A 25,801-nucleotide genomic window follows, 5' to 3' on the forward strand; every position below is an offset into this window, starting at 1 on the left:
CGTCAGGAGAAGAAGAGATGCCATCTTTCGATATCGTTTCAGAAGTCGATCTGCAGGAAATTCGCAATGCGGTGGAAAATGCCAACCGTGAAGTGTCTACCCGCTTCGATTTCCGCAACGTGAGCGCCGAGTTTGAGCTCAACGAAAAGAATGAAACCATCAAAATTACCAGCGAGTCCGATTTTCAGGTTAAGCAGCTGGTGGATATTTTGCGTGAGAAGTTACTGAAGCGCGGGATTGAAGGCGGTGCTTTAGAGGTGCCGGAAGAGATTGAGCACAGCGGCAAAAGTTGGGCGGTCGATGCCAAACTGAAAAAAGGCATTGAAAGCGACGTGGCGAAGAAGCTGGTGAAGCTGATCAAAGACAGCAAGCTGAAAGTGCAGACCCAGATTCAGGGTGAAGCATTGCGTGTAACCGGCAAAGCGCGTGATGATTTGCAGGGTGCGATGGCAATCGTGCGCGGCAGCAATCTGGGGCAGCCATTCCAGTTTAAAAACTTCCGCGATTAAGCGGGGGCCGGCTGAATTTCAGCATGAATGCAGTGATAAAAACCCGGCTAAGGCCGGGTTTTTTGTTATCTGGCAGGAGCAGCCCTGCTTCGATTCAAATTTGTGAGCCGTCTGAATTAAGGCGTGGTTTGGGACTTCTGTGGGAACGTGCACTGGCTTGCATCTCTTTGAACAAGTCAAACGTCTGGAGCGGGTTGTGAGCTGTGAGCTGTAGGGCGTCTGTAAGATCGCGGCCTGGCTCAGGGAGTCTGTGCCTTTCGCAAAGACGCAAAAGCGCCATCCATGGCGGCTCAGCGCGGGCGATTACGCACCTCATCCCTGAGGTGCGCCCGTAGCCGGGCCAACGCGTTGCGTTGTTCAAAAACGCTCCCGGCGTTTTTGTCCCTGTCCCGCGATGCTTTGCTACAGGCACAGGCTCCCATCGCTTTGAATTTATGAGTTGTCTGTAAGAAGACTTGTGCCGGGTTTAAGATTAAGCACAAAATCAAATTCGGGGGGAACTTAGCAGCAACTCAAAAGCTCAGGGGCGCAGGGGGCACGGTCAGAGGAGGAAAGCGTCCCGCGCCAGGGACGGCGCGGGCCGAGCGTGCCATGGATGGCGGCTTTTGCGACTTTCCGATCTGACCGTGCTCCCTGAGCCAACTCGATCCTGAAGCGAAACGAGCTGACGTTATCACTGAACTTTTTAAGCTAACAACTACCCAGCAGAGCTTCCAGCTCAGGGCGGCTGGTAACCTTGCTATCAATTTTGATGTAGGCGCTTTTCTCTTCGGGCACGATAAACACGGAGTTAACGCCCGGCTGCGCTTTCAGGCGCTGCTCCAGATTCGGCACGGCCAGTGCGGCATCACTCAGCACGATGCGCAGGCTGCTGACATAAGGCGGTTCCTGCATTGTCATGCTGACAAACAGCCAGGCTGCGGCCACCATCGCGCCAACCAGGAATACGGTCTGCGCATCAAAATGACCAAATACCCAGCCACCCATGCTGCCGCCAACGGCCACGCCCAGGAACTGGCTGGTGGAGTAGATCCCCATCGCCGTGCCTTTGTAGCCTGCGGGCGACTCTTTACTGATCAGCGAAGGCAGAATCGCTTCCATCAGGTTAAAGGCGAAGAAGAAGAGCTGAACACCCACTACCAGCGTCCAGAAATGTCCTTCCGCGCCCCACAATACGATCTCGGCAATGACAATCATCCCGACGCAGCCGACAAAGACACGCTTCATGCGGCGCTTCACTTCGGCATAAATGATGAAGGGTACTACGCCAGCAAAAGCGATCAGCATGGTGGAGAGATAGACTTTCCAGTGTTCGGGAGCCGGGAAGCCTGCCTGTTCAAACTGCCCCGGCAACGCGACAAAGCTCGACATCAGCAGGACGTGCAGGCAGAAAATACCGATATTGAGCTTCACCAGACGTGGGTTAGCCAGCACTTTGCGGAAGCTGCCTTTAACCATCCCTGATTCACGGTTCAGGACATGATGGGAGGCCGATGGCACCACCAGCAGGGTGATCACGATACCCAGCGACGCCAGAATCGCAATCATCCAGAACAGCGCATGCAGGCCCAGAGCGTGAGTAACAATCGGGCCGACCACCATGGCGATCGCGAAGGTAACGCCAAAACTGATGCCGATAAACGCCATCGCTTTGGTGCGGTTCTGCTCACGGGTTAAATCGGATAACAGCGCCATCACGGCAGCGGCAATCGCGCCTGAGCCCTGAAGGGCACGGCCCAGAATAATGCCCCAGATGGAGTCGGTGCAGGCAGCAATAATACTGCCCAGGACAAACAGCAACAGTCCGCCAACGATCAGCGGCTTACGCCCGATGCGATCGGAGAGCAGACCAAAAGGAATCTGAAATATCGCCTGGGCAAGGCCATAAATGCCGATTGCCAGGCCAATTAAGGTTTCACTCGCGCCCTGTAATGCCATGCCATAAGTGGTCAGTACCGGCAGGACCATAAACATTCCCAGCATGCGCAGGGAAAAGACCGTACCGAGGCCCCATGTGGCGCGCAGCTCCACCGGAGTCATTTTATTATCGTTCATTCCAACCTCTGTTAATGTGCTGCATTCATTCTAGGGGGCGGGGCAGGGCGGGTAAAACAATAGTTTTTAAGCAGTGGTAACAAAAAGAAAGGGCGCGAAAATCGCGCCCTTTTCATGCTGTATCGGTGCCGGTTACCAGACGTAAGTCAGCAGGTCCTTCGAGGCCGGAGCCATCGAATCCACCGACATCATCACGCTCAGTGCGGTGATGGTCACGATAGAGAAGACAAACAGTTTACGTGCCCAGACACGGTCATCAGCGGTTTTATAACCCGATAACGCCATGCCCAGCCACCAGACGCTGACCGCAGCAGCCACCACCAGATATTTGTAGCCCGCGTAGCCTCCCAGCGTCAGCATCAGCGTGGCAATCATAAACGCCAGGATATAGAGCGTAATATGATTTTTAGCCACGGAAATGCCTTTCACCACCGGCAGAACCGGGATGTTCGCTGCCTGGTAATCTTTAAAGCGGAAGATGGCAATCGCGTACGAGTGCGGCATCTGCCACAGGCTAAAGATCGCCAGCAGGATTAGTGCGCCAGCATCAAACTGGTTAGAGACCGCGCAGTAGCCGATAACCGGCGGCGCAGCACCCGACAGACTGCCAATCAGCGTACCGTAAACGGAATTACGCTTCATGTAGAGACTGTAGATGCCCACGTACACCACGAAGCCCATCACCGCCAGCCACATGGCCAGCGGATTAGCACCGAAGTAGAGCAACGCAAAGCCAGCAATACCCAGCACAGTGGCATAAACCAGGCTTACTTTCGCGGAGATGAGGCCTTTTACCAGCACCCGATTCCTGGTTCTCTCCATCTTGATGTCAATGTCGCGGTCGATCACGTTGTTAAACACACAACCGGATGCAACCACCAGTGACACGCCCACCAGGGTGATGAGAAACAGGGCGTAATCCGTGTTGCCTTTGGAAGCCAACAGAAATCCGCCGATCACAGAAATTAAATTCCCGAAAATAATTCCTGGTTTTGTAACTTGCAGGTATTGCTTAAACATTACGCGTGACTCTTTAGTGAGGCATCATGTTGTAGTTGAGGTTCCACATGATCCACAGTGAGCCTACTACGACAATCAGGATGATGATGGCCGAGAAGACAATGGCTACCATGTTCCAGCCACCCTCAGATTTGCTGTCTAAGTGCAGGAAGTAGACCAGGTGAACCAGCACCTGAATTACCGCACATACCAGAACAACACCAAGGATAGTACCGTGAGATGCACTGCCATCCATTACCATCCAGAACGGGATCGCCGTCAGGATGATAGAGAGGATGAAGCCGATCATGTAGGACTTCACGCTACCGTGTGAAGCGCCATGTTCGTTAACAGAATGACTCATTACATGGCTCCCATCAGGTAAACAACGGTGAAGACGCAAATCCAGACCACGTCCAGGAAGTGCCAGAACAGGCTCAGACACATGATACGGGTGCGGTTAGTCGCGTTCAGGCCACGTTTGGAAATCTGGAACATCAGAACCAGCATCCAGATCAGACCTGAGGTCACGTGCAGACCGTGGGTACCGACCAGCGTAAAGAAGCCAGACAGGAAGCCACTGCGATCCGGACCAAAGCCTTCAGCAATCAGATGATGGAATTCATAGATTTCCATTCCGATGAAGCCCAGACCGAACAGGAAGGTCAGCGCCAGCCAGCCGATAACGGCACCTTTTTGCTCCTTGTTCATGGAGATAACAGCCATGCCGTAAGTGATCGAACTCAACAGCAGCAGGGCGGTTTCTACCAGAACAAACGGCAGCTCAAAGATATCTTTACCTGCCGGGCCACCGGCAGTGTTGTTGACCATGACAGCATAGGTCGCAAACAGGGTTGCGAAGATAATGCAGTCACTCATCAGGTAGATCCAGAAGCCAAAGACTTTATTGGCTCCTGCATCGTGATGCCCATGCTCCGCATGGGCGTCGTGGTGATGTTTAATCAGAGTTTCAGTTGACATTATTTCAGACCTGCTTTGCTGATTTCGTCAAAGTGCTGTTCTCAATCTTCTGAACTTCGGCAACCGGAACGTAGTAATCCACGTCTTCGTCGAAGCTCTTCACGATCCAGGAAACGATCATGCCGAGGAATGAAACACCCGCCAGCCACCAGATATGCCAGATCAGCGCGAAACCCATTACCGTTGCAAATGCGCAGATGATAATTGCGGCACCGCTGTTTTTCGGCATATGAATCTCTTCATAAGATTCCGGCTGTTTGTACGCTTCGCCTTTCTCTTTCATTTCCCAGAAAGCGTCACGCTCATGCACATGCGGGATGACAGCAAAGTTATAGAACGGTGGTGGTGAAGAGGTTGCCCACTCCAGCGTACGACCGCCCCATGGGTCCCCCGTCACATCACGGTTCTGATCGCGGTCACGTACCGAGACGTAGAACATGGTCAGCTGACACAGAATACCCAGCGCAATCAGACCAGCACCGCCCGCAGCTACCACCAGTAAGGTGTGGAACTGTGGATCGATATCCTGGCTCAGACGACGTGTCATACCCATGAAGCCCAGTGCGTACAGCGGCATAAAGGCAACGAAGAAGCCAATGATCCAGAACCAGAATGCGCGCTTGCCCCAGGTTTCGTTCAGGGTGAAGCCAAATGCTTTCGGGAACCAGTAGGTCACGCCCGCCATACAACCGAACACCACACCACCGATGATAACGTTATGGAAGTGTGCAATCAGGAACAGGCTGTTGTGCAGAATAAAGTCAGCACCCGGAACGGCCAGCAGTACGCCGGTCATACCCCCTACAGAGAAGGTTACCAGGAAGCCAACGGTCCACAGCATGGCAGAGTGCATCTGAATGCGGCCCTGATACATGGTGAACAGCCAGTTAAAGATTTTAACCCCGGTCGGAATCGCGATGATCATCGTCATGATACCGAAGAAGGCGTTAACGTTGGCACCTGCACCCATAGTGAAGAAGTGGTGCAACCAGACGATAAACGACAGCACGGTAATGGCGATGGTCGCCCATACCAGTGAGGTATAACCAAACAGACGTTTTTTGGAGAAGGTCGCGGTAATTTCTGCGAACACACCAAACACCGGCAGTACCAGGATATACACTTCCGGATGGCCCCAGACCCAGATCAGGTTGACGTACATCATCATGTTCCCGCCCATTTCATTGGTGAAGAAATGGAAGCCGAGATAACGATCAAGGGTCAACAGCGCCAGGGTCACGGTCAGAACCGGGAACGCAGCGATGATCAGGACGTTGGTGCACAGCGCGGTCCAGGTAAATACCGGCATTTTGAACAGGCTCATGCCCGGTGCACGCATCTTCAGGATGGTCACGAAGAAGTTAATACCGGTTAAGGTCGTACCAATACCTGAAAGCTGAAGGCTCCAGATCCAGTAATCGACCCCGACCCCGGGACTGTACTCCGCGCCGGAAAGCGGCGGATAAGCCAGCCAGCCGGTCTGTGCGAACTCGCCCACACCCAGAGACAGGTTAACCAGGATCACACCGACCGCAGTAAACCAGAAGCTCAGGTTGTTCAGGAACGGGAACGCAACGTCACGTGCACCAATCTGCAACGGAACCGCGATGTTCATCAGGCCAACCACGAACGGCATCGCCACGAAGAAGATCATAATCACGCCATGCGCGGTAAAGATCTGGTCGTAGTGGTGCGGTGGCAGAATGCCCGCTTCACCGGCCGAAGCCATAACCTGCTGGGTACGCATCATAATGGCATCAGCGAAACCACGAATCAGCATGACGAACGCCATGATGATGTACATGATACCCAGGCGTTTGTGGTCGACTGACGTCAGCCATTCAGACCACAGATATTTCCACTTACCAAAATAGGTGAGCGCAGCAACCAGCGCTGCACCACCTATCAGGATAGCGGCAACCGTAACCATGATAATCGGCTCATGGTACGGCACTGCATCAAGTGTTAATTTTCCGAACATCGTATTATTCCTCGGCTCCCGCGGAAGCGGCGTGACTCATGTCCATACCTTCATGTTTTGGCATGTCCATTTTCCCGTGGCTCATCTTGAACTTGTCGATGACTTGCATGAACAGTTTCGGATCAGCTGAAGAGAAATATTCCACCGGGTGATTTTCGCTTGGCACAGCCACTTTCTCGAAATCATCCATAGTGTTCAGCGTGTTAGGGGCTGCTTTGACTTTAGCCACCCACTGCTGGAATTCCGCATCGTCTTTGGTTGCAATGGCTTTAAACTTCATGCCAGAGAAACCACGACCACTGAAGTTCGCAGAGATACCGTCGAAAATTCCCGGCTCATTTGCAATCAGATGCAGCTTGGTCTGCATACCAGCCATCGCATAAATCTGGCTGCCGAGCGTTGGGATGAAGAAAGAGTTCATGACGGAGTTAGACGTGATTTTGAAGTTCACCGGAGTATTTGCCGGGAAGGCAATCTGGTTCACGGTCGCAATACCCTGTTCCGGGTAAATGAACAACCATTTCCAGTCCAGTGCAACCACATCGATCTCAACCGGTTTCACATCAGATTGCAGCGGTTTGCTGGGCTCCAGTGCGTGGGTTGATTTCCAGGTCAGCACGCTGAGGAAGAGAATGATCAGGATCGGAATGGTCCAGACCACGGCTTCCACTTTGTTAGAGTGTGACCAGTTAGGGCTGTACTTCGCATTCGTGTTGGACGCCCGATATTTCCAGGCAAACACCACGGCCATCAGGACTGCGGGGATGACGACGATCAACATCAGGCCAAAGGCAGTCAGTATCAGCGAACGTTGCTCCAGTGCAATCTGTCCTTTGGGATTTAACAATGCACTATCGCAGCCACTCATTAATAAAGTGCCTGCAATTAATGACAAAATCCCCAAACTTTTATTGTATTTACTGAGTCTCATTTAACGACCTCAATGACAAAGGGCTCTATTGTCGTTTAAGTGTGCGCGCATTTTACGGGAAGGTTTATGCAGTGTAAACCAGCTTAAGGATGTGTCAGATACGTGTTGACACCTTTTGCTAAGGGTGTCACAGATGTTGCGCCAGGTGACAAATAATTAACGCAGACAAGCAGTTGGCATCAATATAACAAAAACCAATGGAAGTAACCGTAAAAAAATCAGGGAAAGGAATAACCCTTACTTTTAACTCCCAAATATTTAACAAGTCTGCATCATTTGCGCGATGAAATTTAACTAAAGTAATTGCTCACCGGTTTTTAGTATTTCCGTTACGCCTCCTCAGGTCATATTGTTATTTTTAAAAAATAACACGCGATGATAAATGGCGGCGACTTATCGGGGTGTCATAAAATAAGCCGCAGCCCGTAAACCTATCGATTTCCCTTAAGCATCTGATGCAGGCAACGCAGGGGTTCTCTTCAGCGCCCGATAGTCCAGCAACACCCCCGAAAGCACCGCCAGCAGGGAGAGTGTCATACCCAGCTCAAACAGGCGGGTAAGCAGCGGCGTCAGCGCCGTCACGCCCAACGCATTCAGTGCCAGAGCCACCAGCCAGAGTGTCAGCACGCCGCATCCGGCTGCAAACAGACGATTAGTCCAGCGATAGCCTTGAGGATAGTAGCTACGTGTCAGAAAATTGCCACTTTGCTCGACCTGATTCAATGTTTGTCGGCAGAAAGCCAGCAGCACCAGGCCTGGCAGACCCGCCATCACCGTGAAAGCATAAAAGGTCGGCCAGCCCCAGAGTTCCACCAGCCAGCCAGCCGCCGGGCCGACATAGACCCGACCAACCGCTGAGAGCGCCGACAACAGGGCGAACTGGGTAGCGGAAAACGACTTATTGCACAGCGTCATTAACAGCGCCACAAAGGCCGCGGTGCCCATGCCGCCACAGAGATTTTCAACAAAGACCGCGCTGGCCATGCTCCACAACTGTTTGTCGGTCACCGCCAGCAGCCAGTAACCAAAGTTTGAGACAGCCTGCAGCAGACCGAAAATCATTAGCGCCCGGAACAGGCTCAGACGCTGCATCAGTACGCCGCCATAGAGCGCGCCGATAATGGTCGCCAGCAGACCCAGCGTCTTGTTGACCAGACCAACGTCACCGGCGTTGAAGCCCACGCCGCGAATCAAAAAGGTGGTGGTCAGCGAGGCGGCGAATGCATCGCCCAGCTTGTAAAGAATAATCAGGGTAATCAGCAGCCAGGCGTTGTTGCGCTGAAAGAAATCTTTTAGCGGATCGACCACCGCCTGACGCAGTGAATGGGGTGTGGAGATACGGGTATCTGGCTCGCTCGCCACCAGCGTGGCGATAATGCCCGGCACCATCATCAGCGCCATCAGCCAGTAGGTTGCCTGCCAGCCGAGATAGCGGTCAGCCAGCCACAACGCCAGCCCGCCGGAAATCAGCATCGCCAGTCGATAACCCAGCACGGTAATCGCCGCGCCGCTGCCACGCTCTTCAGGCGGCAGGATGTCCGTTTTCCATGCGTCAAAAACGATGTCCTGTGAGGCGGAGCAGAAGGCAATCAGCACGGCCAGCGCGGCCATCAGGGTAAGATCGCGTCCCGGTTGCAGAAATCCCATCGCGATTATCCCGCCAACCAGCGCCAGCTGACTGACCAGTAACCAGCCGCGACGCCGGCCCAGAAACGGCGGCGTATAGCGGTCCATCATCGGTGACCAGAGAAACTTAAAGACATAGGCCTGGCCGACCAGCGAAAAGAAGCCGATGGTTTTCAGGTCGACATTTTCCACCGTCATCCACGCCTGCAACGTGCCCGATGTCAGGGCCAGCGGCAGCCCGGAAGCAAAACCTAGAAGCAGCAATACGGCGGCGTTTTTCTGGCTGAAGAGGCGAAGATAGTGGTTCATGCGGATCCTGCAGATAACAAAAAGCCCTGCGCAAGGCAGGGCAGAGGAGAGACTGAATTAATGGGCGTTCTGCTTGATGAAGTCGTTGACGCTGGTGTCCTGAGCCATATCTGCGATCACATCGCTCATAGTGGCGTTCACCGCGTTGGTAATCTTCTGGTTATTGGCGTTGAACGCGCCTTCTACGCTGTAAGTCTGGCGGTAGTTTTTAACCTGTTTGTTGCCGTTTTTCGCTGTTGCGATAATAGAGATGTCCGCTTTGGTGGTGATGCTGTAGCGCACATTGCCCTGAGTGACGTCGGCATAGAGGTTGTTCACCACAATCTGCAGATCGACCGCGCCATTAGGACCAATCATATAGCCGCGTGCTGTCATCTGCTTCTCCAGCACTTCCTGCAGCAGGAAACGCAGGTCGCGCGATGACGTTAAGGTCACTAACTGACCATCGCGGTTTACTTTTGCCAGCGCCTGATCTTTACGCTGATCGGCACCGTTGATGCTGACAGTCACGCCCATCAGGCCTGGGTCCTGCTGCGGTAACTGAATTTTAGGCTGGATAGTCAGGGTATTATCGCTGGTTGCACAGCCGGCTAAAATGAACGCAGCCAACAGTGGGAATAACAGTTTTTTCAACATACTTTTTCTCGTTGGTGTCAGGGGGTTGGTTTGCAAAAACTGCGGTCATCATAGCATTGCCCGGCAGTGAAAAAAGCCCTGTTGCCGGGGAAATTGTGTCTGAAACCGTTTTAAGCCCCTTCTCTGACAGGTCGGTTTGCTGTTCGTTTCAGCTGCGTTATTATGCGTGCCGGAAGCGGTCTGACATAAAATGCAATATTTAGCGTCGGCTGACGGGTAAGCGCACTAAAAGCGACTAAGATTGAATGAGATGGGGCACTGCGCTCGCCATTGAGGAGTAATAGCCATGATCCGGGAACAAATAGAAGAAAAGCTGCGTGTGGCGTTTCAGCCAGCTCATCTGGAAGTGCACGACGAAAGTTACCGGCACAACGTTCCTGCCGGATCGGAAAGTCACTTCAAAGTGGTTATTGTCAGCGACTGCTTTGCAGGTCAGCGCTTTCTGGCGCGTCATCGCCTGATTTATGGCGAACTGGCCGCTGAGTTAGCGGGCAGCGTACATGCCCTTGCCCTGCATACTTATACCCTGAAAGAGTGGGAAGGATTGCAGGATACCGTACTGGCTTCGCCTAACTGTCGTGGTGCCGGAACACTCGCCTGATCTCCTTTCTCTGAAACGGCCTGCGGGCCGTTTTTCTGTTATTTAGCGAAAAACGCGATCCCTGGCTCAAAAAAGCAGCAAACCTGCTGAAAAGTGGTGAGTTAGCATCCTCGACTCATTCCAGCGATGCCGCTATAATGCTGCGTCTATTTTTCCGGAATGTCTTCGGGACGCTTCTGGTAACAGGGATCAGGTTCTCTTCACGGAAGCCGTCCCGGTTGTTGGATACGGCGCATTTCACTATGTGTGGTGTCTGAAGTTGACCGAGCACGTGATTTTTTGAGGTAACAAGATGCAAGTTTCTGTAGAAACCACTCAGGGCCTGGGCCGTCGCATTACGATTACTGTCGCTGCTGACAGCATCGAAAGCGCTGTAAAAAAAGAACTGGTTGACGTTGCCAGGAAAGTTCGCATCGATGGTTTCCGTAAAGGCAAAGTGCCGATGAACATCGTGGCACAGCGTTACGGCGCTTCTGTCCGTCAGGACGTGCTGGGCGAGCTGATGACGCGCAACTTTGTTGACGCCATCATCAAAGAAAAAATTAATCCGGCTGGCGCACCTAATTACGTGCCAGGCGAATACAAAGAAGGTCAGGATTTCACCTACGCGGTTGAATTCGAAGTCTATCCGGAAGTTGAGCTGAAAGGCCTGGAAAACATCGAAGTCGAAAAACCTGTCGTTGAAGTAACTGATGCTGACGTTGATACCATGCTGGACACCCTGCGCAAGCAGCAGGCCAACTGGATCGAAAGCGACGCTGCTGCAGGTCCGGAAGATCGTGCCACTATCGATTTCAACGGTTCTGTGGACGGTGAAGAGTTCGAAGGCGGCAAAGCCTCTGATTTCGTTCTGGCCATGGGCCAGGGCCGCATGATCCCAGGCTTTGAAGAAGGCGTTGTGGGTCACAAAGCGGGCGAAACTTTCACTATCGACGTGAAATTCCCGGACGATTACCACGCAGAAAACCTGAAAGGGAAAGAAGCGAAGTTCGAGATCGTGCTGAAGAAAGTTGAAACGCGCGAACTGCCAGAGCTGACTGAAGAGTTCATCAAACGTTTCGGCGTTGAAGATGGTTCAGTTGCCGGTCTGCGTACTGAAGTGCGTAAGAACATGGATCGCGAGCTGAAAGGCGCGATCCGTAATCGCATCAAAACTCAGGCAATCGACGGTCTGGTTGAAGCGAACGAAATCGACGTGCCAGCTGCGCTGGTTGACAGCGAAATCGACGTTCTGCGTCGTCAGGCTGCACAGCGTTTCGGTGGCAACGAACAGCAGGCGCTGGAACTGCCACGCGAACTGTTTGAAGAGCAGGCTAAACGCCGTGTTGTTGTCGGTCTGCTGCTGGGCGAAGTGATTCGTACCCACGAGCTGAAAGCTGACGAAGCACGCGTAAGCACCATGATCGAAGAGATGGCTTCTGCGTATGAAGATCCGCAGGAAGTCATCGAGTTCTACAGCAAGAATAATGAGCTGATGAACAATATGCGCAACGTTGCGCTGGAAGAGCAAGCGGTTGAAGCGGTCCTGGCGAAAGCTAAAGTGACCGAGAAAGAGACCAACTTCCAGGATCTGATGAATCAGACCGCTCAGGCCTGATCACGCATTTAACCGTCTGTGCTAAGCCCGTGACTGAAAAGTCGCGGGCTTTTTTGTGTTTTGCGTCCGGATAGCCACACTTCGCCGCTATTTGTTTAATAAACAGGCGAATTATTCACGCATCGCTTTTTCCGGGTTAGCGAACAGGGAAAAGATTGTTATGCTTGAAACATGCGTGCAGCATCCCCAGATACAGGGAGTATGCAGAAATGAGAGTGAGGCTGGCTGATTAACCGTCCTGAAGGTGTCGGAAAAAGGCGCGGCGTGGAGTTTCCCGCGCGTCTTACGTAGAATCGGTACAGAATGTTGCCAATGAAATTTATCCAGGAGACGGTAATGTCATACAGTGGCGATCGTGAATATACAGCACCGCACAATGCGCTGGTGCCAATGGTGGTTGAACAAACTTCGCGTGGTGAGCGTTCTTACGACATTTACTCCCGTCTGCTTAAAGAGCGCGTCATTTTCCTGACCGGCCAGGTCGAAGACCACATGGCTAATCTGATTGTGGCGCAGATGCTGTTTCTGGAAGCTGAAAACCCGGAAAAAGATATCTATCTCTACATTAACTCGCCAGGCGGTGTGATCACGGCCGGTATGTCGATCTACGACACCATGAAATTTATCAAACCGGATGTCAGCACTATCTGTATGGGTCAGGCCTGTTCTATGGGCGCTTTCCTGCTGACGGCGGGCACCAAAGGCAAACGTTTCTGTCTGCCAAACTCACGTGTGATGATCCACCAGCCGCTGGGCGGTTATCAGGGTCAGGCGTCAGACATTGAGATCCATGCGCGCGAAATCCTGAAAGTTAAGCAGCGTATGAATGAGCTGATGGCTGAGCACACCGGTAAAACGCTGGAAGAAATTGAGCGTGACACCGAGCGTGACCGTTTCCTCTCTGCAAATGAAGCGGTAGAGTATGGATTAGTCGATTCAATTCTGACGCATCGCCAATAAGACCCGACTTACCGTTGTCCCTGGTCTATAGTTAACAGGACAACGGTACTATTATGGGTTGAATGAATTTCGGCCGTCTCTGCACGGCCTGAGCCGTACGCGGGTATGGCCTGAGAACAAGAAGAGGTTAACTGATGACAGATAAGCGCAAAGACGGTTCAGGAAAGTTGCTGTACTGCTCTTTTTGCGGCAAAAGCCAGCATGAAGTGCGAAAGCTGATTGCCGGGCCGTCAGTGTATATCTGCGATGAGTGTGTTGACCTGTGCAACGACATCATTCGCGAAGAGATTAAAGAAGTTGCCCCGCATCGTGAACGTAGTGCGTTGCCAACCCCACATGAAATTCGCCATCACCTCGATGATTATGTCATCGGTCAGGAAAGAGCGAAGAAAGTGCTGGCGGTTGCGGTTTACAACCACTACAAGCGTCTGCGCAACGGCGATACCAGCAATGGTATCGAGCTGGGCAAAAGCAACATTCTGCTGATTGGCCCGACCGGTAGTGGTAAAACGCTGCTGGCAGAAACGCTGGCACGCCTGCTGGATGTGCCGTTCACCATGGCTGATGCCACCACGCTGACTGAAGCCGGTTACGTGGGTGAAGATGTTGAAAACATCATCCAGAAACTGCTGCAGAAATGCGACTACGACGTACAGAAAGCACAGCGCGGCATCGTTTACATCGATGAAATCGACAAGATCTCACGTAAGTCTGATAACCCGTCGATTACCCGTGACGTGTCAGGCGAAGGCGTACAGCAGGCACTGCTTAAACTGATTGAAGGCACCGTGGCTGCCGTTCCTCCGCAGGGTGGACGTAAGCATCCGCAGCAGGAATTTTTGCAGGTTGATACCTCTAAAATTCTGTTTATCTGCGGCGGCGCATTTGCCGGTCTGGATAAAGTGATCGCCCAGCGTGTGGAAACCGGATCCGGTATCGGCTTCGGCGCGACCGTAAAAGGGAAATCGCAGAAAGCCAGCGAAGGCGAACTGCTTGCGCAGTGTGAACCAGAAGATTTGATCAAATTTGGTCTGATCCCTGAGTTTATCGGTCGTCTGCCTGTTGTTGCGACACTGAGCGAGCTGAGCGAAGAAGCGCTGATTCAGATTCTGCGTGAGCCGAAGAACGCCCTGACCAAACAGTACCAGGCGCTGTTTAACCTGGAAGGCGTTGAGCTGGAGTTCCGTGACGAGGCGTTAACCGCCATTGCTAAGAAAGCGATGTCACGTAAAACCGGTGCACGTGGTCTGCGTTCAATTGTAGAAGGCGCGTTGCTGGAAACGATGTATGACCTGCCTTCCATGGATGACGTGGAAAAAGTAGTGATTGATGAATCAGTTATTGAAGGTCAGTCTGAGCCCATGTTGATCTACGGCAAGCATGAAGCCCAGGCATCTGGCGAATAATTAAACAGATCGTCCATCCTGTAGTAATAAAAAAGGGGAAAATGTTTCCCCTTTTGCTTTTCTCGCCTCTGTGACGTTGAATGTCGGACAATCATCCCCATATACTCAGATACCTGTGGGTTTAACTGCATACCTGCCTGATGCGGTTCCCATCACCTGGCGGACATTAAACAAAGAGAGAGCTCTATGAATCCTGAGCGTTCTGAACGCATTGAAATCCCCGTGTTGCCGCTGCGCGACGTGGTGGTTTATCCGCACATGGTAATTCCGTTGTTTGTTGGCCGGGAAAAATCAATTCGGTGCCTTGAAGCCGCAATGGATCATGATAAAAAAATCATGCTGGTCGCACAGAAAGAGGCTTCAACGGATGAACCTGGCATTAACGATCTCTTCTCAGTAGGGACCGTTGCATCAGTATTACAAATGCTGAAACTGCCGGATGGCACCGTCAAAGTCCTGGTCGAAGGTTTACAGCGCGCCCACATTACGACGCTGGCCGATAACGGTGACCATTTTGTGGCACAAGCTGAATATCTGGTTTCGCCAGAGATCGAAGAGCGCGAGCAGGAAGTGCTGGTGCGTACGGCGATCAATCAGTTTGAAGGCTACATCAAACTCAACAAAAAGATCCCACCCGAGGTTTTAACCTCGCTGAACAACATTGACGATGCGGCCCGCCTTGCCGACACCGTCGCAGCACATATGCCACTGAAGCTGGCAGACAAACAGTCTGTGCTGGAGATGTCCGACGTCAACGAACGTCTGGAATATCTGATGGCGATGATGGAATCTGAAATCGATCTGCTGCAGGTTGAGAAGCGTATTCGCAACCGTGTTAAGAAGCAGATGGAGAAGAGCCAGCGCGAGTACTATCTGAATGAGCAGATGAAGGCGATTCAGAAAGAGCTGGGCGAGATGGACGACGCGCCCGACGAGTACGAAGCGTTAAAACGCAAAATCGATGCGGCAAAAATGCCGGAAGAAGCGCGCGAGAAAGCGGAAGCTGAGCTGCAGAAACTGAAGATGATGTCCCCGATGTCCGCTGAAGCGACTGTGGTTCGCGGCTATATCGACTGGATGGTTCAGGTTCCGTGGAACGCGCGCAGCAAAGTGAAGAAAGATCTGCGTAAAGCGCAGGAGACGCTGGATACCGACCATTACGGGCTGGAGCGCGTGAAGGATCGTATTCTTGAGTATCTTGCGGTTCAGAGTCGCGTCAGCAAAATCAAAGGGCCGATTCTGTGCCTGGTCGGACCGCCAGGGGTAGGTAAAACCTCTCTTGGTCAGTCGATCGCCAAAGCGACCGGACGTAAATATGTGCGTATGGCGCTGGGTGGCGTGCGTGATGAAGCTGAAATCCGCGGTCACCGTCGTACTTACATCGGCTCTATGCCGGGTAAATTAATCCAGAAAATGGCGAAAGTCGGGGTTAAAAACCCACTGTTCCTGCTGGATGAAATCGACAAAATGTCATCTGACATGCGCGGCGATCCGGCTTCAGCGCTGCTGGAAGTGCTTGATCCTGAGCAGAATATTGCGTTCAACGACCACTATCTGGAAGTCGACTATGACCTTTCCGATGTGATGTTCGTTGCTACATCGAACTCAATGAACATCCCGGCACCGCTGCTGGACCGTATGGAAGTGATTCGTCTGTCGGGTTACACCGAAGATGAAAAACTGAACATCGCTAAGCAGCATCTGCTGACCAAGCAGATTGAGCGCAACGCCCTGAAAGCCAATGAAATTACGGTTGAAGACAGCGCGATTGTGGGCATTATCCGTTACTACACCCGTGAAGCCGGTGTGCGTAGCCTTGAGCGTGAGCTGTCGAAATTGTGCCGTAAAGCGGTGAAATCGCTGCTGATGGACAAGACGAAAAAGCACATCACGATCAATGGCGAAAACCTCAAGGATTTCCTGGGCGTTCAGCGCTTCGACTACGGTCGTGCGGACAGCGAAAACCGTGTGGGTCAGGTAACGGGTCTGGCGTGGACGGAAGTGGGTGGCGATCTGCTGACCATCGAAACCGCCTGCGTACCGGGTAAAGGCAAGCTGACTTACACCGGTTCTCTGGGTGAAGTGATGCAGGAGTCGATTCAGGCTGCGCTGACCGTGGTGCGTGCCCGTGCCGAGAAGCTGGGCATCAATGGTGACTTCTACGAAAAACGTGATATTCACGTTCACGTCCCTGAAGGCGCTACGCCGAAAGATGGTCCAAGTGCCGGTATCGCCATGTGTACTGCGCTGGTCTCCTGTCTGACCGGTAACCCGGTGCGGGCGGATGTGGCGATGACCGGTGAGATCACCCTGCGTGGTCAGGTGCTGCCGATTGGCGGGCTGAAAGAGAAACTGCTGGCAGCGCACCGTGGTGGCATTAAAACCGTGCTGATCCCTGACGACAACAAGCGCGACCTGGAAGAGATTCCACAGAACGTGATTGCCGATCTGGAGATCCATCCGGTGAAACGCATTGAAGAGGTGCTGAATCTGGCACTGGAAAATGCGCCATACGGTATGCAGGTCGTAACAGCAAAATAGTGATTAACGGCAAAAACCGTTAAAAAGCGGAGCTGGCAAGGCAATTGGCGCTTGCCAGCTTTTTTTTGTGCCGTTAATTTAGGTGGCTGCCGACGCGACGTTCTCAGAGAAATTCCGTTGTTTCGGCTCCACAGGCTTGATATAACTTGCTGCGCGTTCGCACCCTGCCGGATGCAGGGTACGATGTGAAATAATAAAAGAGGGGATGAAGAGAGTGAATAAGTCACAATTGATCGACAAAATTGCTGCCGATGCTGATATTTCTAAAGCTGCAGCGGGACGTGTTTTAGATGCATTTATGGGCTCAGTTTCAGATGCGCTGAAAGACGGTGATGAAGTGGCTCTGGTAGGTTTCGGCACATTCTCTGTGCGTGACCGCGCTGCACGTACCGGCCGCAACCCGCAAACCGGTAAAGAGATCACCATCCCGGCCGGTAAAGTGCCAGGCTTCCGTGCTGGTAAAGCATTGAAAGACGCTGTCAATTAATAACAACGAATAGATTCATTGACGCATTTTCTTCAGTGGATTAGAGGACGATTAACCCGTTCTCATGTAACATACGGGCACATCAATCAGATGTGCCTTTTTTGTTTTAACCGGTGAGAATCGGGCCGTAAGATGGACCTGGACCGGATTGAGACTGCCAGCTAAGCCAGCAGTTGCGTGAGTCGCCAGCCAATGGCGAATTGCGACCGAGCTTTACATTCACACTACAGCGGAGTGTTGCCATACCATGATGGACAATTTACGCGCGGCGTCGAACCATGTCGTGCTCAAGATTATTTTGGGGCTGATTATCCTCTCCTTTGTGCTGACGGGCGTTGGCAACTATCTGATTGGCGGCAATAACGACTATGCGGCCAAAGTTAACGGCCAGGAGATTAGCCGGGGACAGCTGGAGCAGGCGTTTAACAGCGAGCGCAGTCGTCAGCAGCAGATGCTGGGCGATCAGTTCTCTCAGCTGGCCAGCAACGATGGCTACATGCAGCAGATTCGCCAGCAGGCGCTGTCACAGTTAATCGATCAGGCGCTGCTTGATAGCTACATCAAAGATCTCCACCTCAGCATCAGCGACGATCAGGTGAAGCAGGCTATCTTCAATCAGCCGGCTTTTCAGACCAACGGTAAATTCGACAATGCCAAATATCTGAGTCTGATCAGCAATATGGGCTTCAGTGCCGACCAGTATGCCGAAGCGCTGCGTAAGCAGCTCTCTAATCAACAGCTGATCAATGCCGTGGCTAACACCGACTTCACGCTGAAAGGCGAGGCCAGCAAACTGGTGGACCTGGTTTCACAGCAGCGTGAGATTCGTCAGGCGACGCTGGACGTCAAGGCACTGGCGGCGAAACAGGCCGTTACTGACGACGAAATCAGCCAGTATTATCAGCAACATAAAACCAGTTTTATGGCACCAGAGCAGTTCCGTGTCAGCTACCTCCTGATGGATGCGGCCAGCATGCAGCAGGATGCCAGCGAGGCCGATATTCAGGCCTGGTACGACCAGCATAAAGCGGACTATTCACAGCCGCAGCGTACGCGCTACAGCGTCATTCAGACCAAAACTGAAGCCGATGCCAATGCGGTTCTGGCGCAGCTGAAAGCAGGTGCCAGCTTCGCTGACGTGGCAAAAGCCAAATCCATTGACCCGATCTCTGCGCGTAAGGGCGGCGATATGGGCTGGCTTGAGCCCTCTACGACTCCGGATGAACTGAAAAATGCCGGTCTGACTGAGAAAGGCCAGATGTCAGGCGTCATCAAATCTTCAGTGGGCTTCCTGGTGGTTCGTCTTGACGATATTCAGCCAGAGCAGGTTAAGCCACTGGATGAAGTGCGCAGCGCCATTGCAGCGAAAGTGAAGCAGGAGAAGGGCGTTGATGCCTTCTACAAAGTGCAACAGAAAGTCAGCGAAGCGGCCAGCAATGACAATGAGTCACTGGCGGGTGCAGAGCAGGCTTCTGGTCTGAAAGCGAAAGAGACTGGCTGGTTCAGTCAGGATACGCTGCCAGATGAGCTTAACTTTGATGCGGTGAAGCAGGCGATCTTTAATGGCGGTCTGGTCGGGCAAAATGGCGCGCCGGGCAACAACTCCGATATCATCACTGTCGATGGCGACCGTGCCTTTGTGCTGCGTATCAGTGAGCATAAACCGGAAGCGGTAAAACCGCTTGAGCAGGTTAAGGCGCAGATCACTGACACGCTTAAGCATGATAAAGCGACGCAGCAGGCGAAAGCTCAGGCCGATAAGCTGCTGGCCGATCTCAAAGCCGGTAAGCAGGATGCGCTGACTGCAGCAGGTCTGACGCTGAGCGCCAGCAAGACCGTTGATCGCAATGCGCAGGATCCGGTGGCACAGACTGCCTTTAACCTGCCTCAGCCTGCGGAAAATAAACCTTCCTGGGGTGTCAGCGAAGATATGCAGGGCAATGTGGTACTGGTGGCGGTAGATAAAGTTAAAACCGGCAGCATGCCGCAGGCGCAGATTGACGAAATGGTCAAAGGCGTCACGCAGAATAATGCGCAACTGGCGTTTGAAGCGTTACTGCAAAACCTGCGTAAAGAGGCCAAAATTAAGTACGGCGCTGCCGCACAAATGCAGTAAGCCTCGCAGAAACTGCGCAACGACTGTAACAATCAAAGGCCGCATTCGCGGCCTTTTCCATTTCTGAAATCCCGCTTTTGAGCCTTGCATGCAGTAGTGCCACTCTGTCGCTGCTGTTTACACACAAGGAGAAACACAGCATGGCTAAACCTAAACTCGTTGCCTTCTATCTTTCACTTGCGCTGGGCGGCGCACTCTGTCACAGCAGCGTCTCTGCGGCACCTGAACCTGTCAGCGCAACCGTCACGCAGAGCTCACACCCTGCGTCGAAGCCGGAAGCCGCCGCGCAGCCACAGCAGGAGCAGGTCAGCATCAATGAAGCGACAGCCGAACAGCTCTCTGCCGTTATGAATGGGGTGGGGCTGAAAAAGGCGCAGGCGATTGTGAGCTATCGCGAACAGTACGGACCGTTTAGCGCGATTCAGCAACTCAGTGAAGTGCCGGGAATCGGCAATGCGCTGATAGAGCGAAATGCGGCCCGGCTGAAATTGTGAAGCAGTACACATCTGTGATGCTTAACCCACGATAGACAGGCGACTCTGCTAAAGTGAACAGGTCCAACCAGTTAATTCACAGCAGCAGGAGAGCATGACCATGCAGACCACCATAAAAGTGCGCGGCTATCATCTGGATGTCTATCAGCACGTCAATAATGCGCGCTATCTTGAGTTTCTGGAGGAGGCGCGCTGGGAGTGGCTGGAAGAGGTGGAAGCATTCCACTGGTTGCAGGAACAGAAACTGGCTTTTGTGGTGGTAAACATCAACATCAACTACCGTCGCCCGGCCGTGCTGGGCGACGTACTGACTATCGACAGTGAGATCACGCAGTTGAATGGCAAAAGCGGCATTATTGCGCAGCGGGTTTTACTGGCAGGTCAGGAGACCGTGGTGGCGGATGCCGCACTCACTTTTGTCTGTATTGATTTGCGGACTCAGAAGGCGGTTGCGCTGGAAGGGGAGTTACGCGAGCGACTGATGCGTCTGATGGCATGAGCCGATAAAAAGGCGGCAAACCAGATTCTCTGCCGCCACGTCAGACAGTCTTAGTTAAGACCGCTTTTTGCTTTCATTGCTGCCATTACGCCAGCACGATCGTTGAGATAACCCTGCAGGCCATTGGCCCGTAAATGACAGGCTGCACACTCACCACATCCGTCACCTTTTACGCCGTTATAGCAGGTCAGCGTCTGCTCGCGTACCAGCGCAAGCTGCTGCCAGTAATCCGCCAGCGCCCAGGTTTCCGCTTTATTGAGCCACATCAGCGGCGTCTCAAAACGAACATCGCGCGCCATGCCAAGCGACACCGCATGGTTCAGCGCTTTGACAAACTCATCGCGACAATCGGGATAGCCGGAGAAATCGGTCTCACAGACGCCAGTGATCACCGCTTCCGCTTCGACCTGATAAGCGTAAACCGAGGCCAGCGTCAGAAAGAGAATATTGCGTCCCGGCACAAACGTACTGGGTAATCCACTGGCCTCGGGATTATAAGCCGGCACCGGAATGTTATCCCGCGTCAGGCTGCTGACGGCGAGTTCGTTCAGCATGGTGACATCCAGCACTTTGTGCGCACGTGCGCCCAGTTTAATCGCCAGGTCGCGGGCCACATCGATCTCTTCCCGATGGCGTTGTCCATAGTCGAAAGTGATGCAATGAACATCATCATATTGCTCTAAGGCCTGAATCAGGCAGGTAGTGGAGTCTTGTCCACCGCTGAAAACTACAACAGCGCGTTTCATGGTGTTTTCCTGATAATTAATTTTGCACTTATGGTAATGCCTCAGTCCGCCGCTGAACAGCTGCATGGCGGATCAATGGGCGGCGGAATCCATGCGCGGCTGAAATCGAACCAGCCCAGCGTATTCAGTTCAATCCCTTCAACGCCCGGCGGCGCGTAGATTTGATAGCGATAATTGAACAGTGGCAGCAGGATGCCGCCCGTCATCAGCTGATGATAAAGCTGATGCAGCGAGCGGGCACGGGTTTCGTCGTCAGCAATTTGCTGGATAGCCAGCAGTTGCGCCAGAATCTCTTCGCCCTGCAGTGTGGGCCACAGCGGCCGCCATAGCGGGTCAGTCTGCAACCAGCTGGCCAGCGTAAAGACCGGCGCATCACCAATCAGTCTGTCGCCCATCACGATATCCGCCTCATCAAGCGGGTCGATGCCGTGCCAGTTTTTTACCGGATGAAAAACCACCTTCAGGGTGCAGCCGTGCTGTTTTAACAGTGCAACCAGCGCCTGTGACATCTGATGCAGCTCAACCGGCAACTGATAATGCAGCGTCAGGGTTGCCGGTAAGGGAACCGTGACAGCATCAATCAGCGGCACACTCCAGCCAGGTAACAGCTCTTTACTGGGAGTGATGAGTCCCTCATCCAGAGGCAACCGGCTGACAATGCCGCTTTGCTGGATTAGCTGGAAAAGCGTGCGCGCCTGATCAGGGGTAAATCCGGCTCGTGGTCGGCAGACCAGATAACAGAAGCCGAGGCTGATACTGCTACTGACCGGTTGCAGCGTCCTGAGCTCTGTGGCATCCCCTATCGCAATCTGCACCGGATGACGACAGCTGCTGCCGAGAGCGGGATCAAACAGCTGAGGAGTAATCCAGTACTCCACCGCCTGCAGCAGAGGACGCTGCAGATGCCAGCGCGCGTGACTTTCAATCCTGACCAGCTCGGCGCTGAAGTGCCTGAGTTTCCATGGCCCGCTGCCCGTGGCGGGATCGATGGGATGGGGCAGCAGGCACAACAGGTGGGCGAGCCGATGGGGCAGCCAGAAATCAGGGCGTCGCAGTACGAAACGCACCGCAAGCGGATGGGGCGCATCCACGCTGAGCACATCGGCCAGTAACATACTGACGCGCGTATCCCGCAACAGCTGGCGGAACTGCGCCACCAGTTGTGCCGCCTGCAGAGGCTCGTCGTTGTGCCACATCAGCTGAGGCCGTAACCAGAATAACCAGCCAGATGACGCCTCGTCGTGTTGCCAGTGATGCGCCAGATCGCCGACCGGCTCATCCTGCTCAAAACGGGTCAGACCGGAATAGATCTGGCGGGCCAGGTGCTGTTCGGCCCGACCGGTAATCTGGCGCGGCTCGGTGCTCTCCATCGGGCGATAGTAGGGGATGCGCAGAACTGGCGTATCGTTCTGCCACTGTCCACCCATTAATGGCCGCAGCATATTGATCAATCTTTCCGGCGGCAGATCCAGCAGCTGCAAGGCCTCAGCTGCGTCTCCGGCGTCGAGCTGTTGTTGCAGCAACTGCTGCCGTAATTGTTCAGGTGAGCGCAGAAACACTATCTGTCCCTGTTTGCCACGGCCTGGCTCGCCGCGCCAGCTGAGCCAGCCTGCATGCTGCCACTGTGACAGCAACGTGCGCAGATGACGCTCGCTGCAGATACAGTGGCGGGCCATCTCCGCCACGCAGGTTTGCTGTGGGGCGCCCTGGCTCTGCTGCCACAGACGCTGAAACTGATTAAGGCGGTTAAGCTGGCGCATTTTAAACCCGGAACAGTTTTTTAAAAGTATTCACTATTAGTTCCGCAATTAACAGGCAATAGTGGAGTTCATCTTTCAGCAGGAGGTAAATCATGGTGCGTTTAGCCGCGTTCGATATGGATGGCACATTATTACTGCCGGATCATCAGCTGGGTCAACAGACGCTGGATAGCCTGCAGGCGTTGCATCTGCGTGGCATTAATCTGGCGCTGGCGACGGGCCGCCATCTGCTGGAGATGCAGATCTTACGGGAAAAAATGACACTGCCCGCGTGGCTGATTACCGGTAATGGCACTCGTGTACACGACAGGCAGGGCAATCTGCTCTTTGCGCGTGATCTGCCCTCTGCGGTCGCCGAAGAGGTGATCCACCGCCGCTGGGATACGCCCGCCACCATGCATGTTTTCAACGATCAGGGGTGGTTTACCGATCACCCACAGCCTGAACTGCTGGTGGCCCATCAGATCAGCGGATTTGGCTATCAGCTGTGCGATCTTAAAAGGTTGCCCGCGCATCAGGTGACAAAAATCTGCTTTATCGATCAGCATCAGCGCCTCTGTCAGCTAAAAACAGAGCTGGATGCCGCACTGGGCGAGCAGGCTAATATCTGCTTCTCTGCCGTGGATTGTCTGGAGGTATTGCCCGCCAGCTGCAATAAAGGCAGCGCGCTGGCACTGTTATGTGACCATCTGTCGCTGACCATGGCGGAGTGTATGGCGTTTGGTGATTCGATGAACGATCGCGAGATGCTGGCGCAGGCCGGACAGGGTTTCATTATGGGCAATGCGATGGCGCAGCTGAAAGCCGCACTACCGCATCTGCCGGTATTAGGGCATTGCGAGACACAGGCGGTGTCTCACTATTTAAATCACTGGCTGGCAACACCCGACCTCGCGTATTCCCCCGAATGCTGAGGATTGCCGTGAACCGGACAGGATGTCCGGTTTTTTATTCCAGCTCGCGTTGCCACGGCGTGATATCGCCAATATGCTTTGCCACCCATTCAGGCTGATAGTAGCTATCAGGATAACGTTCGCCGCTGTCGCACAGCAGTGTCACCAGTGCTCCCTGGTGATTCGCTGCCCGTAAGCGTTTTGCCACCTGCATCATGCCCCAGAAATTGGTGCCGGTAGAGGCGCCAGGCTTGCGTCCCAGAATCTTTTCCAGTTTCAGCATGGCTGCCAGCGTTGCACCATCCGGCACTTTGATCATTTCGTCGATCACGTCAGGCATAAACGACGGCTCCACTCGCGGACGGCCAATTCCTTCGATCATGCTGCCGCGCGCGCTGGTCAGGGTGGCATTACGCTGCTGCCAGTAATCAAAAAACACCGAATGCTGCGGATCAACCACCAGCAGTTTCGTTTCCAGTCCCTGATAACGGATATAGCGGCCCAGCGTGGCTGAGGTGCCGCCCGTGCCCGCACTCATGATTATCGTATGGGGAATCGGATAAGGCTCATGCTCCATCTGACGGAAAATGCTCTCTGCAATATTGTTATTGCCGCGCCAGTCGGTGGCACGTTCAGCATAGGTAAACTGATCCATAAAATGGCCATTGAGCTCCCGCGCCAGCCGTTCAGATTCAGCATAGAGCTGGCAGGGATCTTCAACAAAATGGCACTGTCCGCCATAAAAAGTGATCTGCTCAATTTTACGCTTCGCTGTGCTCGCTGGCATCACCGCAATAAAGGGCAGACCCAGCAGCCTTGCGAAGTACGCCTCAGAAACGGCAGTGCTGCCTGACGAGGCTTCGATAATCGGCGTATCCTGTTTAATCCAGCCGTTGGAGAGGCCGTAGAGGAACAGGGAGCGTGCCAGCCGGTGTTTGAGACTGCCACTGGGATGGGTACTTTCATCTTTCAGATAGAACCAGATACCGGGAAAGTCCGCCAGATCGAAACGGATCAAATGGGTCTCAGCCGATCGTTGAAAATCAGCGTTAATTTCGTTGATAGCGTGGCGAATCCAGCAGGTGTGCATCTCAGGTGTCCGGTAAAAAAGTGATGCGGCTATTTTATGGCACGTGCAGGAAAAAGAGATTGCACAATTACCGCTAAAATGGCGGTAATGGAGAAAATGATTCTCCCGGAGCCGCGAATGTTAGATAAAACTGACCTTAAATTGCTCTCACTGCTGCAGCATGACTGCACGCTGTCGCTGCAGGCGCTGGCGGATGCCGTCAACCTCACCACCACACCCTGCTGGAAGCGCCTGAAAAAGCTTGAAGATGATGGCATTATTCGCGCACGGGTGGCGCTGCTGGATGGAGATAAAATCGGACTGTCACTGACGGCGTTTATGTTTGTTAAAACGCAGCAGCACAGCCGCGACTGGTATCAGGCATTTGTCTCGGTGGTGAGCAGCATGCCGGAGGTAATGGCCTTTTACCGTATGGCAGGCGAGTATGATTACCTGCTGCGCATTCAGGTGGCCGACATGAAAAGCTATGATGCTTTCTACAAGCGAGTAGTGAATGGGGTTCCCGGCCTGATTGATGTGACATCCAGCTTCGCCATGGAAGAGATTAAATACACCACGGCTTTACCTGTCGCCCCCTGAGGGCC

General features: G+C 53.3%; 22 protein-coding genes and 1 pseudogene. 12 read left to right on the top strand and 11 right to left on the bottom strand.

Translation table 11 applies throughout. From position 1 onward, the window contains the following. The first annotated feature begins 17 nt into the window (after positions 1-17). Positions 18-509, top strand: coding sequence for a YajQ family cyclic di-GMP-binding protein (locus FOV68_RS06190; RefSeq protein ID WP_003852530.1), 492 nt, complete (start codon positions 18-20; stop codon positions 507-509). A gap of 690 nt (positions 510-1,199) precedes the next feature. Here FOV68_RS06190 and FOV68_RS06200 read toward each other — a convergent pair. From FOV68_RS06200 to FOV68_RS06235, 8 genes and pseudogenes are all read right to left on the bottom strand, one after another. Then, positions 1,200-2,564, bottom strand: a complete 1,365-nt coding sequence (locus tag FOV68_RS06200; protein WP_010255391.1) for an MFS transporter — start codon at positions 2,562-2,564, stop codon at positions 1,200-1,202. 132 nt (positions 2,565-2,696) lie between these two features. After that, complete coding sequence (cyoE, locus tag FOV68_RS06205; protein ID WP_010255394.1) at positions 2,697-3,584, bottom strand: heme o synthase; 888 nt, start codon at positions 3,582-3,584, stop codon at positions 2,697-2,699. Between the two features lie 13 nt (positions 3,585-3,597). Continuing rightward, a complete protein-coding gene (locus FOV68_RS06210) occupies positions 3,598-3,927 on the bottom strand; it encodes a cytochrome o ubiquinol oxidase subunit IV (RefSeq protein WP_008924889.1) in 330 nt (109 codons plus the stop codon). Beyond that, the gene (locus FOV68_RS06215; RefSeq protein WP_009091720.1) at positions 3,927-4,544 is read right to left on the bottom strand and encodes a cytochrome o ubiquinol oxidase subunit III; all 618 of its coding nucleotides are present in this window, start codon (positions 4,542-4,544) and stop codon (positions 3,927-3,929) included. The genes FOV68_RS06210 and FOV68_RS06215 overlap by 1 nt, the downstream gene beginning before the upstream one ends. Next, a pseudogene (gene cyoB, locus FOV68_RS06220) lies at positions 4,544-6,525 on the bottom strand (cytochrome o ubiquinol oxidase subunit I). The gene FOV68_RS06215 and the pseudogene cyoB overlap by 1 nt, the downstream one beginning before the upstream one ends. 4 nt (positions 6,526-6,529) lie before the next feature. Further along, the gene (gene cyoA, locus FOV68_RS06225) at positions 6,530-7,456 is read right to left on the bottom strand and encodes a cytochrome o ubiquinol oxidase subunit II (RefSeq protein WP_010255402.1); all 927 of its coding nucleotides are present in this window, start codon (positions 7,454-7,456) and stop codon (positions 6,530-6,532) included. A 444-nt stretch (positions 7,457-7,900) separates the two neighbouring features. Further along, positions 7,901-9,391 carry a muropeptide MFS transporter AmpG gene (ampG, locus tag FOV68_RS06230; protein WP_143990498.1) on the bottom strand — a complete coding sequence of 497 codons (1,491 nt, stop codon included), beginning with the start codon at positions 9,389-9,391 and terminating at the stop codon, positions 7,901-7,903. Positions 9,392-9,448: 57 nt separating this feature from the next. Next, a complete protein-coding gene (locus FOV68_RS06235; RefSeq protein WP_143990499.1) occupies positions 9,449-10,027 on the bottom strand; it encodes a lipoprotein in 579 nt (192 codons plus the stop codon). Between the two features lie 286 nt (positions 10,028-10,313). On the opposite strand from FOV68_RS06235, the gene bolA reads away from it, so the two are divergent. The 9 genes from bolA (at position 10,314) to FOV68_RS06280 (ending at position 20,728) form a co-directional block, all read left to right on the top strand. Continuing rightward, on the top strand, positions 10,314-10,628 hold the full coding sequence (bolA, locus tag FOV68_RS06240) for a transcriptional regulator BolA (protein WP_008924895.1): 315 nt from the start codon (positions 10,314-10,316) through the stop codon (positions 10,626-10,628). A gap of 292 nt (positions 10,629-10,920) precedes the next feature. Further along, positions 10,921-12,225 carry a trigger factor gene (gene tig, locus FOV68_RS06245; protein WP_143990500.1) on the top strand — a complete coding sequence of 435 codons (1,305 nt, stop codon included), beginning with the start codon at positions 10,921-10,923 and terminating at the stop codon, positions 12,223-12,225. Between the two features lie 336 nt (positions 12,226-12,561). Beyond that, on the top strand, positions 12,562-13,185 hold the full coding sequence (gene clpP, locus FOV68_RS06250) for an ATP-dependent Clp endopeptidase proteolytic subunit ClpP (protein ID WP_010255410.1): 624 nt from the start codon (positions 12,562-12,564) through the stop codon (positions 13,183-13,185). A 134-nt stretch (positions 13,186-13,319) separates the two neighbouring features. Beyond that, positions 13,320-14,591 (top strand): ATP-dependent protease ATP-binding subunit ClpX, encoded by a 1,272-nt coding sequence (gene clpX / locus FOV68_RS06255; protein WP_010671205.1) that lies wholly within the window; start codon positions 13,320-13,322, stop codon positions 14,589-14,591. A 186-nt stretch (positions 14,592-14,777) separates the two neighbouring features. Beyond that, positions 14,778-17,132 carry an endopeptidase La gene (gene lon / locus FOV68_RS06260; RefSeq protein ID WP_010255415.1) on the top strand — a complete coding sequence of 785 codons (2,355 nt, stop codon included), beginning with the start codon at positions 14,778-14,780 and terminating at the stop codon, positions 17,130-17,132. A gap of 214 nt (positions 17,133-17,346) precedes the next feature. Further along, complete coding sequence (hupB, locus tag FOV68_RS06265; protein WP_009091701.1) at positions 17,347-17,619, top strand: nucleoid-associated protein HU-beta; 273 nt, start codon at positions 17,347-17,349, stop codon at positions 17,617-17,619. A 247-nt stretch (positions 17,620-17,866) separates the two neighbouring features. After that, positions 17,867-19,735, top strand: coding sequence for a peptidylprolyl isomerase (gene ppiD / locus FOV68_RS06270; protein WP_143990501.1), 1,869 nt, complete (start codon positions 17,867-17,869; stop codon positions 19,733-19,735). 140 nt (positions 19,736-19,875) lie between these two features. Further along, entirely contained in the window at positions 19,876-20,229 is a 354-nt protein-coding gene (locus tag FOV68_RS06275) for a helix-hairpin-helix domain-containing protein (protein WP_064704598.1), read from the top strand. A gap of 100 nt (positions 20,230-20,329) precedes the next feature. Continuing rightward, complete coding sequence (locus tag FOV68_RS06280; RefSeq protein ID WP_010671209.1) at positions 20,330-20,728, top strand: YbgC/FadM family acyl-CoA thioesterase; 399 nt, start codon at positions 20,330-20,332, stop codon at positions 20,726-20,728. A gap of 50 nt (positions 20,729-20,778) precedes the next feature. On the opposite strand, the gene queC is transcribed toward FOV68_RS06280, so the two are convergent. Both queC and FOV68_RS06290 read right to left on the bottom strand, forming a co-directional pair. Beyond that, entirely contained in the window at positions 20,779-21,474 is a 696-nt protein-coding gene (gene queC / locus FOV68_RS06285; protein ID WP_143990502.1) for a 7-cyano-7-deazaguanine synthase QueC, read from the bottom strand. Positions 21,475-21,515: 41 nt separating this feature from the next. Continuing rightward, complete coding sequence (locus tag FOV68_RS06290) at positions 21,516-23,234, bottom strand: SgrR family transcriptional regulator (RefSeq protein ID WP_143990503.1); 1,719 nt, start codon at positions 23,232-23,234, stop codon at positions 21,516-21,518. A 92-nt stretch (positions 23,235-23,326) separates the two neighbouring features. On the opposite strand from FOV68_RS06290, the gene cof reads away from it, so the two are divergent. After that, a complete protein-coding gene (gene cof, locus FOV68_RS06295; protein WP_143990504.1) occupies positions 23,327-24,148 on the top strand; it encodes an HMP-PP phosphatase in 822 nt (273 codons plus the stop codon). Positions 24,149-24,182: 34 nt separating this feature from the next. Here cof and FOV68_RS06300 read toward each other — a convergent pair whose 3' ends face one another. Further along, a complete protein-coding gene (locus FOV68_RS06300; protein WP_031592179.1) occupies positions 24,183-25,217 on the bottom strand; it encodes a PLP-dependent cysteine synthase family protein in 1,035 nt (344 codons plus the stop codon). Positions 25,218-25,334: 117 nt separating this feature from the next. Between FOV68_RS06300 and FOV68_RS06305 the strand changes: the two genes are divergently transcribed. Continuing rightward, positions 25,335-25,796, top strand: coding sequence for an Lrp/AsnC family transcriptional regulator (locus tag FOV68_RS06305; protein ID WP_031592177.1), 462 nt, complete (start codon positions 25,335-25,337; stop codon positions 25,794-25,796). Positions 25,797-25,801 lie beyond the last annotated feature (5 nt).

This window comes from Pantoea sp. paga, assembly GCF_007558755.1.
In the GTDB taxonomy this organism is placed as follows: Bacteria; Pseudomonadota; Gammaproteobacteria; order Enterobacterales; family Enterobacteriaceae; genus Pantoea; species Pantoea agglomerans.

What these genes read in the sequence shown, in the direction of transcription:
- FOV68_RS06190 (WP_003852530.1), top strand. Translation starts at nt 18, where the DNA reads ATGCCATCTTTCGATATCGTTTCAGAAGTCGATCTGCAGGAAATTCGC.
- FOV68_RS06200 (WP_010255391.1), bottom strand. Translation starts at nt 2,564, where the DNA reads ATGAACGATAATAAAATGACTCCGGTGGAGCTGCGCGCCACATGGGGC.
- cyoE (WP_010255394.1), bottom strand. Translation starts at nt 3,584, where the DNA reads ATGTTTAAGCAATACCTGCAAGTTACAAAACCAGGAATTATTTTCGGG.
- FOV68_RS06210 (WP_008924889.1), bottom strand. Translation starts at nt 3,927, where the DNA reads ATGAGTCATTCTGTTAACGAACATGGCGCTTCACACGGTAGCGTGAAG.
- FOV68_RS06215 (WP_009091720.1), bottom strand. Translation starts at nt 4,544, where the DNA reads ATGTCAACTGAAACTCTGATTAAACATCACCACGACGCCCATGCGGAG.
- cyoA (WP_010255402.1), bottom strand. Translation starts at nt 7,456, where the DNA reads ATGAGACTCAGTAAATACAATAAAAGTTTGGGGATTTTGTCATTAATT.
- ampG (WP_143990498.1), bottom strand. Translation starts at nt 9,391, where the DNA reads ATGAACCACTATCTTCGCCTCTTCAGCCAGAAAAACGCCGCCGTATTG.
- FOV68_RS06235 (WP_143990499.1), bottom strand. Translation starts at nt 10,027, where the DNA reads ATGTTGAAAAAACTGTTATTCCCACTGTTGGCTGCGTTCATTTTAGCC.
- bolA (WP_008924895.1), top strand. Translation starts at nt 10,314, where the DNA reads ATGATCCGGGAACAAATAGAAGAAAAGCTGCGTGTGGCGTTTCAGCCA.
- tig (WP_143990500.1), top strand. Translation starts at nt 10,921, where the DNA reads ATGCAAGTTTCTGTAGAAACCACTCAGGGCCTGGGCCGTCGCATTACG.
- clpP (WP_010255410.1), top strand. Translation starts at nt 12,562, where the DNA reads ATGTCATACAGTGGCGATCGTGAATATACAGCACCGCACAATGCGCTG.
- clpX (WP_010671205.1), top strand. Translation starts at nt 13,320, where the DNA reads ATGACAGATAAGCGCAAAGACGGTTCAGGAAAGTTGCTGTACTGCTCT.
- lon (WP_010255415.1), top strand. Translation starts at nt 14,778, where the DNA reads ATGAATCCTGAGCGTTCTGAACGCATTGAAATCCCCGTGTTGCCGCTG.
- ppiD (WP_143990501.1), top strand. Translation starts at nt 17,867, where the DNA reads ATGATGGACAATTTACGCGCGGCGTCGAACCATGTCGTGCTCAAGATT.
- FOV68_RS06275 (WP_064704598.1), top strand. Translation starts at nt 19,876, where the DNA reads ATGGCTAAACCTAAACTCGTTGCCTTCTATCTTTCACTTGCGCTGGGC.
- FOV68_RS06280 (WP_010671209.1), top strand. Translation starts at nt 20,330, where the DNA reads ATGCAGACCACCATAAAAGTGCGCGGCTATCATCTGGATGTCTATCAG.
- queC (WP_143990502.1), bottom strand. Translation starts at nt 21,474, where the DNA reads ATGAAACGCGCTGTTGTAGTTTTCAGCGGTGGACAAGACTCCACTACC.
- FOV68_RS06290 (WP_143990503.1), bottom strand. Translation starts at nt 23,234, where the DNA reads ATGCGCCAGCTTAACCGCCTTAATCAGTTTCAGCGTCTGTGGCAGCAG.
- cof (WP_143990504.1), top strand. Translation starts at nt 23,327, where the DNA reads ATGGTGCGTTTAGCCGCGTTCGATATGGATGGCACATTATTACTGCCG.
- FOV68_RS06300 (WP_031592179.1), bottom strand. Translation starts at nt 25,217, where the DNA reads ATGCACACCTGCTGGATTCGCCACGCTATCAACGAAATTAACGCTGAT.
- FOV68_RS06305 (WP_031592177.1), top strand. Translation starts at nt 25,335, where the DNA reads ATGTTAGATAAAACTGACCTTAAATTGCTCTCACTGCTGCAGCATGAC.